This window comes from Rhizobium tibeticum (assembly GCF_900110205.1).
In the GTDB taxonomy this organism is placed as follows: domain Bacteria; phylum Pseudomonadota; class Alphaproteobacteria; order Rhizobiales; family Rhizobiaceae; genus Rhizobium; species Rhizobium tibeticum.
On the sequence record NZ_FOCV01000088.1, the window covers coordinates 1 to 9,210 of the forward strand.

The following is a 9,210-nucleotide window of genomic DNA, read 5'->3' on the forward strand; positions in this document are numbered from 1 at the left end:
GGATCTGGTTCTCCAGCGTGACCCGCTGACCAACCAGTTTCTTCCTGGCAATCAGCAGTGAACGAACCGCATGCGCAGGCAAAGACTTCACATGCACGACCTTGAAGAAGCCGGTCCGGGCAAGATGGGCGAGACCACGAGCATCGTTGCGATCGGTCTTGTGTGTCGCAAGCGACTTCAGCGCCTGGTGAGCCTGACGGCTTTCGATGCACACTACGGGAACGCCGCGTTCGACCAAACCATGATAAAGCGTCGGCGCCATTCGCCCGGTCTCAAACACGACGCGGCTGCAAATCGGCGCCTTGGCCAGCTCCACTTCGATAGCGGCTGGTGTCGATGCGGCTTTGCCTTGATGGGCAATCGCGCCGTCACGGTCCAGAACACAGATGTGCGTCTCGTCCATCGAGACGTCCAATCCAGCAAAATACTCCATGGTCAGTCTCCTCTTTCTATGACGGGGCCTGATCTTAACAGGCATCGGGAGAAGAGCTCTCGACCATTACCCGATGTTGAAAAACTCCGTTTTCTGCAATCCTTCATTTTTTTACCGCCGTAGAGGCCGACATGTCTCTGGCCCGGTTCGACTTTCGGGAGACATGCTCTAGTCGTTGCGACCGAAATAGACGTCCACCGAGGCGATCCGGTCACCCCTGAAGTGCAGGACCTCCATGTTGCGGAATGCGCCGCCGTCATGCTTTTCCGCCCGGTATCGGACCACGGCCTCATCATCGACGATCTCGAGGTATTCGATCTCCATATCGCGAAACGGCACCGGGTCGGGCCAGCAGCGGTCGAAATAGGTAGTGCGATCGATGTGGTCGTCGCGCGGGCTGGAGAAGGTGAAGTCCTCTGTCAGCATCTCGGCCGCAATATCCTTGCGGCCCTGCAGATAGGCATCGTAGAGGCCGCGAACGGTCCGCTCGCGCGATATTGTGGTGGGATCCATAGCACAATCCTTTCGGCTAGCAGCAAGTGCCGTATAAATCCGATTGCATTTTGCAATCAGATTTATACCATCTCGCTGTCATTGCTGCAACTGCCGCCCCACATGCGGCTTGGAAAGTCTGCGGCGATGGTTGAAGATCATCGCCACGGTCGATGGAGGACAATCTCATGCTCGAAGCGCAACACATATTGGAGCGGCTGCAGAAGCTTGCCGCCAAGGATAACCGCCCGCTGGTCTTGCCGAAGGTGGCGGAGCGGTCCTCCGCGCTCTTTACCTTCGTGACGCGCCAGCGCGAGCGCATCGCCGGCTGCGCCTTTCCGCGTGCTTCGATCGTGGCGATCGTCGAGGGGTCGAAGGAACTCGTGACCATGGGACGGCAGATGCGCTTTGGCGCGGGCACTGTTCTGGTTCTTCCCGGCGGTTGGCAAGGCGATGTGGTCAATGACCCCGATCCCGCAAGCGGCGTCTACCGCGCGATCTTTATCGGCTTTCCCGATGAACTTGTGGCGCGGGCGGCCCGTTCGTTCCCGCCTCAACGTGCAGTTCGGCCAATCGATCTGCCGCTCGACACGGCACTTGCTGGCGCAATTCACCATGCTGGCGAAGGCATGGCGGCTGGAACACTGCCGCCCGCGCTGATCGAACATCGGGTGATGGAAGTGCTGATGGTGCTTGGCATGCGCGGCGTTCTGCCGGCAAAGCCGACGACGACCAGCGACGCCGTGCGCTCACTCATCCGCTGGCAGCCGGACAGGGCCTGGACCGCCGACGCCATCGCCGCCGAACTCGGCACCAGCAATGCGACGCTGAGGCGACGGCTTGCCGAGGAGGCAACATCGCTGCGCGACCTGCTCGCCGAAGTGCGCGTGGATCTTGTCGCGGCACTGCTGTCGGAGCAAGGCTTTTCGCTTCGCGAGGCAGCACTTGCGGCCGGCTATCGTTCACCGCGACGCTTTGCCGAACGCATGCGGGCCAGACAGCGTGCGACACACGCCGCGGACGTTTGAGCTTTTCCGACCATTCTTTGAGCGTTTCTGCGCATCGAGCAATCGCCGCGATTGCTAGAGCTGTCTCATCGAACAGGAGGCAGCTCATGCGCAGAACGATAACGGCAACCACCCTCATTCTTGTCCTCAGCGCGATGCCAATCCTGGCCGCGGATTTGCAGGTCACCTTCGAGAAGAGCGGCAAGGGAGGCACACTGCCGGCGGAGAATGCCTCCTGCATCGCGGCGGGCGGCAAGGAAGCCGCCGGCAATAATAGGAGCCCCGCCCTTTCCTGGTCGAAGGGTCCGGCGGGCACGCGCTCGTACGCACTTGTGATGACCGATCCTGATGTGCCGCGGGACCTGTCGCTGCTCAACAAGAACGGAACGGTGATCGCGAGGGACGCAGCGCGTATGGAGTTCACGCATTGGATGCTGGCAAACATCCCGACCGCAGTGACCCGGCTTGCGGAAGGCGCCGACGGCGACGGCCAGCCGCAGGGAGGATTGCCGCTGGAGAATACGAAGCACGGCCGGCGCGGGCAGAATGGTTTCGCAGCCTTCTTGAAGGATGGTCCTTACGGGGGCTATATGGGCGCGTGCCCACCCTGGAACGATCTCCGCATCCACCGCTATCGGGTAACGGTTTATGCGCTCGATACCGACCGGCTTACGCTTCCCGACGCCTTTACCCGCGCCGATTTTCTTGCCGCCGCAAAAGGACATGTCCTTGCCTCCGGCGCGGCTGAACTGACCTATACGATCAATGCAAAGGCGCTGAAATGACCGATACCAAATGGGACGCAGCCGTCGTCGATAGCGGCTCGATCTACTGGCAGCGCAATCTGGTCATTTCGCTGCTCGGCTCCTTCACGACGATCGTCGCGATGACGCTGTTGCTGCCGTTTCTGCCAATCTATGTCGAGGAACTCGGTGTCAGCGATCGCGCGGCGATCGTGCAGTGGTCCGGCATCGCCTATGGCGCGACCTTCCTGGCCGCCGCCTTCGTGGCACCGCTCTGGGGCCGGCTCGGCGACATCTATGGACGCAAGCTCATGCTGGTGCGCGCCAGCGCCGGAATGACGGTTGCGATTTCGCTGATGGGCATGGCCGACAGCGTCTGGCAACTGGTGGCGTTGCGCCTGTTCGTGGGTCTTGCGGGCGGTTATTCGTCCGGCTCGATGGTGCTGGTTGCCACGCAAACGCCGAAGGATCGATCCGCATGGGCGCTTGGCGTGCTCGCCTCCGGTATCATGGCGGGCAACCTCGTCGGTCCGCTGATCGGCGGCGCGCTGCCGCCGCTGATCGGCATTCGCAACACGTTCCTGGCCGCGGGCGGGATGATCTTTCTGGCGTTCCTCGCGACAACCTTCCTGATCAAGGAAGAGAAGTCCCCTGCCCGCAAGCAGGCTGCGAAGGCGAGCGGCGGTTGGGCCTCGATATCAGACAAGCGCCCCGTAATCGCGATGCTGGCAACCGGCCTGCTGCTGATGCTCGCCAACATGTCGATCGAACCGATCATCACCGTCTATGTCGCGCAGCTCACAGAAAATCCGGGCAAGGTGACGATGATCGCAGGCATCGTCATGTCAGCGGCAGCACTCGGCAGCATCCTGTCGGCGTCCCGCCTCGGCAAGCTCGCCGACCGCATCGGCCACTGGCCTGTCATTGCAGGTGCGCTCGCGGTTGCCGGCCTGTTGCTGATCCCGCAGGCATTCGTGACGAACTCCTGGCAGCTGATCATCCTACGCTTCCTGATGGGCATGGCACTCGGCGGGCTGCTGCCCTGCATTTCCACGGTCATCCGCCATAGCGTGCCGGATAGTGCCGCGGGCAGCATTCTCGGCCTGTCGGTCTCATCGCAATATGTCGGGCAGGTTGCCGGGCCGGTACTAGGAGGATTTGTCGGCGGCCATATCGGCATGCAGGCCGTGTTTCTCGGCACATCAGTGCTGCTGATTGCCGGCGCCGCCTATTCCTTTCTGGTGCGGCCGCGCAACGCCGGTATGCCGGACCGCAAATAAGCTCGACGCCAGAACGCGCCAGGGCTTCCAGCGCGGCCGTTGTACTCACGTGAGAAATGGCGGCTTAGCTGTCACTTTCGCTGCGGCCGAAGGCCCAGTCCATGTAGAGTTCGAACGCCTTGCGGGTGACCGGCCCTTGCTGGAAATCGCGGCCATCGAGGCGGTTGATGCCGACGACTTTGGAATAGTTGCCCGTCGTGAAGATCTCGTCGGCATTCATGAAATCCTCGACCGAGAGCGTCACTTCGCGCACCTCGAAGCCCGCCTTGCGCAGGAGGCCGATGACACGGGCGCGGGTGATGCCGGCAAGAAAGGTGCGGTTGGCAATCGGCGTCGAGACGATGCCGTCCTTGACCATGAAGACGTTGGAGGAGGCCGTCTCGGCGACGTTGCCATTCATGTCGCGCATCAGCGCATTGTCGAACCCGCGGCTTTTCGCCTCGGCGATGGCGCGGCCGCTGTTCGGATAGAGCGAACCGGCCTTGGCATCCGTCATCGCCGTTTCCGGCGACGGGCGGCGATAGGGCGAAACGGTGAGCGAATTCGGCGCGTTGTTGCCGAGCGGCGCTTCGAAGAGGCAAAGCGCAAAGCGCGTGGACTCGCCGTCGACGGTGACGACGCTGCCGGCCGACCCGTGCTCGCCCCAATACATCGGCTTGATGTAGATCGGCGTCTTGCCGTCGAACTTCTTGAGGCCGTCCCAGGCGAGCGCTTCGATCTCCTCGGCTGTTTTCACAGGCTTAAGGCCCAAACTGATCGCCGAGCGGTTGACGCGCTGGCAATGCAGGTCGAGGTCCGGCGCGATGCCATCGAACCAACGTGCGCCGTCGAAGACCGTCGAGGCCAGCCACATGGCGTGCGAGGTCGGCCCGATGAGCGGCGGGTTGCCAGTAAGCCACTCTCCCTCGACGTAAGTCCAGGTGGTTGAACGGGGCGATGTGTCGACGGCCATGGCATTCTCCTTGAAAAGTTCGAAGAGCAAAATCCCCACGCGAAGACCCGGTCAAGTGGAAATCCACACCCCGGAATCCTACGCAAGAAAATGGCGGAGAGGCTTCGCAGGGAGTAATATTCATGCGCGAGCCCTAAGCGCCATCGATGGGTATATCACTGAAAATCATGGATGGCGCGATTGGAAGCTATATCGGCGTCGTGCCATCATGCACCGGAAGCGATGCGGAGTGAAATCGATGAAAGCCATGTTCTACGACGCCTTCGAGAAGGCTCCCGAAATCCGCACCCTGCCCGATCCGACGCCCAGCGAGGATGGTGTGGTCATTGCCGTCGGCGCGACCGGGCTTTGCCGCAGCGACTGGCATGGCTGGATGGGCCACGATCCGGATATCAAGCTGCCGCATGTGCCGGGCCACGAACTGGCCGGCAAGGTGGTCGCAACAGGCAAGGGCGTCATGAGCTTCAAGATCGGCGACCGGGTGACCGTGCCTTTCGTTTCCGGCTGCGGCCATTGCAGCGAATGCCATTCCGGCAACCAGCAGGTCTGTCCGAACCAGTTCCAGCCGGGCTTCACGCATTGGGGCTCGTTCGCGGAATACGTAGCGATCGACTATGCCGATACCAACCTCGTGCAGTTGCCTGATAGTATCGACGACGCGACCGCGGCAAGCCTCGGCTGCCGCTTTGCGACATCGTTTCGCGCAGTCGTCGATCACGCGCGCACCGGCCCGGGGGAGTGGATCGCCGTGCACGGCTGCGGCGGGGTGGGCCTTTCGGCAATCATGATCGCGACGGCGCTCGGAGCGAACGCGGTCGGCATCGATCTTTCCGACGAGAAGCTTGCCTTCGCCCGCGAATGCGGCGCGGTGGCGACGATCAACGCAAGCAGCGTAGCCGATGTGCCGGAAGCGGTGCGTGAAATCACCAAGGGCGGCGCGCACGTCTCGATTGACGCGCTCGGCCACCCCGTGACCTGCTTCAACTCGATCAAGAATCTGCGCCGCCGCGGACGGCATGTGCAGGTCGGCCTGATGCTCGGCGAATATGCGGCACCGCAGATCCCGATGGCGCAGGTGATCGGCCACGAACTGGAGATCTACGGCAGCCACGGCATGCAGGCCTGGCGCTACGATGCGATGCTGTCGATGCTGACGTCAGGCAAGATCGCGCCGCAGAAGCTGATCGGCCGCCGGATAACGCTCGAAGAGGCGATCCCCGGGCTGATGACGCTCGATCGGGCGGAAGGGATCGGCATCAGCGTCATCACGCAGTTCTGACTTGCACGCCGACCGATCTGCTCAGCCTCTACGAGAACGAAGGCGCTGATATTTTCCGGAAGCCCTGGCTTTCCGATGTCTTCAATCCGTTCGGCCTCAACGATCCGAGCGACAAGGCAGATGTGCTTGAGACAAAGCTGAAGCAGCGCCTGGGAACCGCGACGCTCGACAAGGGGCCATCCACCGTCCTCATCCCCGCCTACGACATCCGCAACCGCGCAGCGCAGCGCAGTTCATGTCGAACTCCGACAAGATGAACAGCAATTTCAGCTGCCGGGAGGCGGCGCGGGCGACCTCGGCAGCGCCGACCATTTTCCGCCGGCTCTGATCGAGCGCGTCATCGCCAGGCGCATTCTCACCGCGCAGAGCGACACACAAGAGAGCGCCGCCGCTTGAAGCGGCAAACGCCAAAACCCATATGCGCCGGGACAGATCGCGACAGCGACGATCGGCGGCTGCGGGTTGCCAAGGGCTTCGGAAAGGTCTAACGGGCTCGCCGCCAAAAAAAGAAAAGCGAGACATGATGTCCAACTCATTTGTGAAAGCGCCTGCCCGGGCGAGCGCGAAGGTTTTCTTCGTGCTGGGCGATCGGATCGAGCGACGCGCTCGTCTGCAGGGAGCCTGGCTCAACATCTTCGACATTACAGTGCCGCCGGGCAGCCGGACGCCACTGCACCGTCACGCGAGCCCCGAGGTCTTCCGGATCATCGAAGGCCGACTGACCATCCGCCGTGCGACGGAGAACGGCCTGGAAGAGTTCGAAGCCACCGCGGGCAACATCGTCCGCATCGCGGCGAACCGGGCGCACGCCTATTCCAATCCCGGCCCGCAGACGGCTGTCTTCTCGGCCATCGTCGACCGCGATATGGCGGAATTCCTTGAGGCTGCCGGCTCGCAGGAACCGCCGAAGGCGACACCCTCCGCGGAAACGATGGAACGCATGAAGGCCGCGGCCAACGCCCACGGCATCACCATCCTGGCGGCCTGAACTTTCAAGAGCCGCCCGGACCGCAAGTTCGGGCGGTTCCCCTGTTCCTACAAGATACTGTCACACCAAGACTATAGGCGATTTTGCTCGCGGGCCTCTTGCGCGCGCTCCTGTTCCTCTCCAAAATTGCGACATGCCTGACAGTGACCCCTCCAGTACCGGTTCCGCCCGTTCGAGCCGTGATATTCCGGCAGACGATGGCGGCGACCACTGTGGAAGAAGCGACGGCGATCGCGTCGGGGCGAGGCATCCAGCCGCAGGCAAAGCGGCTCTCTTCATCAATGATTGCAGGGAACGAGGCCCGGCGTGCTGCGCTCACCCCCATTTTCATGCAAAAAGGAGCGGTCGTCCAACTGATATGGCCGCATTGAATCACTGATGTTCCTCGACTGGATATCCGACCCTTCCGCTTGGGTCGGCCTTGCTACCCTGATCGTGCTTGAGATCGTCCTCGGCATCGACAACCTTGTTTTTATCGCCATTCTGGCCGACAAGCTGCCGCCGCATCAGCGGGATCAAGCGCGGCTGATCGGCCTTGCGCTCGCGCTGCTCATCCGCTTGGCGTTGCTCGCCTCCATCGCCTGGGTGGTGACGCTGACGACGCCACTGTTTACAATTTCCGACTACGGCTTCTTCGGCCGCGATATCATCCTCATCATCGGCGGGCTCTTCCTGCTTTTCAAAGGTACGATGGAGCTGCACGAACGGCTCGAGGGGCATGTCGCTAGCGGCGAGAAACGGTTGGTCCACGCCGTTTTCTGGCAGGTGATTGTACAGATCGTCGTGCTGGACGCGGTCTTCTCCCTCGACAGCGTCATCACCGCCGTCGGCATGGTGCAGCATCTGCCCGTCATGATGATTGCCGTCATCATCGCGGTCGGCGTCATGGTGCTGCTCTCCAAGCCGCTGACGGCCTTCGTCGGCAAGCACCCGACCGTCGTCATCCTCTGCCTCGGCTTCCTGATGATGATCGGCTTCTCCCTGATCGTCGAAGGATTCGGCGTTTACCTACCAAAGGGCTATCTCTATGCGGCCATCGGATTCTCGGTCACCATCGAGGCGTTGAACCAACTGGCGCGGCACAATCGCGAGCGGCTGATCACGCCCACCAATATTCGCGAGCGCACCGCCGACGCCGTTCTGAACCTGCTGGGCGGCAAACGCCCGCAGGTCACACTTGGCCCAACTGCCGACCTGATCGCCGAGCAGATCGCAGAAGACCAGGTCTTCTCCACCGAAGAGAAAGACATGATTCAGGGCGTGCTAACGCTTGCGGAGCGGTCGGCCAAGTCGGTGATGACGCCGCGCATGGACATCGACTGGCTCGACCTCGACGCGCCGCGGGCCGAACTCCGGCACCGTATCCTCGACCTCGGCCATTCGCGTTTCCCGGTTGCCCGTGGCAGTCTGGACAATTTCATCGGCATCGCCAGCGCTCGCGACCTGTTGCGCGACATCATCGTCGATGGCGCGATCAACGCTGAGCGCTCCATTCGCCAGCCGCTGGTGGTGCACGAGAGTATCAGCGCACTGAAGCTGATGGAGCAATTGCGCCAATCCAGCCAAACCGTCGCCATCGTGCTCGATGAATACGGCGATCTTGAAGGCATGGTGACGCCGACCGACCTCCTGGAGGCGATTGCCGGCGAATTCCCTGATGAGGACGAGGAAAAACTCACGATCGAACGCGGCGAGGACGGCTCGTTGACTGTCGACGGCTGGATCGACATTCGTCATGCCTCCAGGCTGCTCGACGCAGATCTCATCGACGAGACGGACAGATATTCGACGCTCGCCGGCTTCATTCTCTGGCATCTCGGCCATCTTCCGCACGAAGGAGAAGGCTTTACAGCGGGCGAACTCGCCTTCGAGGTCGTCAAACTGGACGGCCGCAACATCGACAAGGTGCGCGTCCAGCGTATCGAGGAAGCTGCATAATCAAGGAGGTGGCATGAAAGATGCCGCGCCCGTTGAGAGAACGGATCACTAATATGCAGACGCTGATCGAGGGACAGTCACGCTTCCAGCCTTTCGGC

At 61.9% G+C, this 9,210-nt stretch carries 9 protein-coding genes; 6 read left to right on the top strand and 3 right to left on the bottom strand.

Features of this window, described 5'->3' with window-relative positions; genetic code table 11:
* Both BSG20_RS34095 and BSG20_RS34100 read right to left on the bottom strand, forming a co-directional pair.
* A partial coding sequence (locus tag BSG20_RS34095) for an IS110 family transposase (protein ID WP_143147609.1) occupies positions 1–433 on the bottom strand: 433 nt, incomplete at its 3' end.
* Positions 434–601: 168 nt separating this feature from the next.
* On the bottom strand, positions 602–946 hold the full coding sequence (locus BSG20_RS34100; RefSeq protein WP_072382226.1) for a nuclear transport factor 2 family protein: 345 nt from the start codon (positions 944–946) through the stop codon (positions 602–604).
* A 167-nt stretch (positions 947–1,113) separates the two neighbouring features.
* Between BSG20_RS34100 and BSG20_RS34105 the strand changes: the two genes are divergently transcribed.
* The 3 genes from BSG20_RS34105 (at position 1,114) to BSG20_RS34115 (ending at position 3,955) form a co-directional block, all read left to right on the top strand.
* On the top strand, positions 1,114–1,953 hold the full coding sequence (locus BSG20_RS34105; RefSeq protein ID WP_072382227.1) for a helix-turn-helix transcriptional regulator: 840 nt from the start codon (positions 1,114–1,116) through the stop codon (positions 1,951–1,953).
* 86 nt (positions 1,954–2,039) lie between these two features.
* Positions 2,040–2,717: a YbhB/YbcL family Raf kinase inhibitor-like protein gene (locus BSG20_RS34110; protein ID WP_072382224.1), complete on the top strand. Its 678-nt coding sequence runs from the start codon at positions 2,040–2,042 to the stop codon at positions 2,715–2,717.
* Entirely contained in the window at positions 2,714–3,955 is a 1,242-nt protein-coding gene (locus BSG20_RS34115; RefSeq protein WP_072382222.1) for a multidrug efflux MFS transporter, read from the top strand. The genes BSG20_RS34110 and BSG20_RS34115 overlap by 4 nt, the downstream gene beginning before the upstream one ends.
* Positions 3,956–4,019: 64 nt before the next feature.
* Here BSG20_RS34115 and BSG20_RS34120 read toward each other — a convergent pair whose 3' ends face one another.
* Positions 4,020–4,907: a branched-chain amino acid aminotransferase gene (locus tag BSG20_RS34120; protein WP_072382221.1), complete on the bottom strand. Its 888-nt coding sequence runs from the start codon at positions 4,905–4,907 to the stop codon at positions 4,020–4,022.
* Positions 4,908–5,145: 238 nt separating this feature from the next.
* Here BSG20_RS34120 and BSG20_RS34125 point away from each other — a divergent pair, with 238 nt between their 5' ends.
* The 3 genes from BSG20_RS34125 to BSG20_RS34145 all read left to right on the top strand — a co-directional run bounded on the left by BSG20_RS34125 (position 5,146) and on the right by BSG20_RS34145 (position 9,112).
* The gene (locus BSG20_RS34125) at positions 5,146–6,186 is read left to right on the top strand and encodes a zinc-dependent alcohol dehydrogenase family protein (protein ID WP_072382219.1); all 1,041 of its coding nucleotides are present in this window, start codon (positions 5,146–5,148) and stop codon (positions 6,184–6,186) included.
* Between the two features lie 520 nt (positions 6,187–6,706).
* A complete protein-coding gene (locus BSG20_RS34135) occupies positions 6,707–7,174 on the top strand; it encodes a cupin domain-containing protein (RefSeq protein ID WP_072382215.1) in 468 nt (155 codons plus the stop codon).
* Positions 7,175–7,552: 378 nt separating this feature from the next.
* Entirely contained in the window at positions 7,553–9,112 is a 1,560-nt protein-coding gene (locus tag BSG20_RS34145; RefSeq protein WP_072382213.1) for a TerC family protein, read from the top strand.
* The last annotated feature ends 98 nt before the right edge of the window (positions 9,113–9,210 follow it).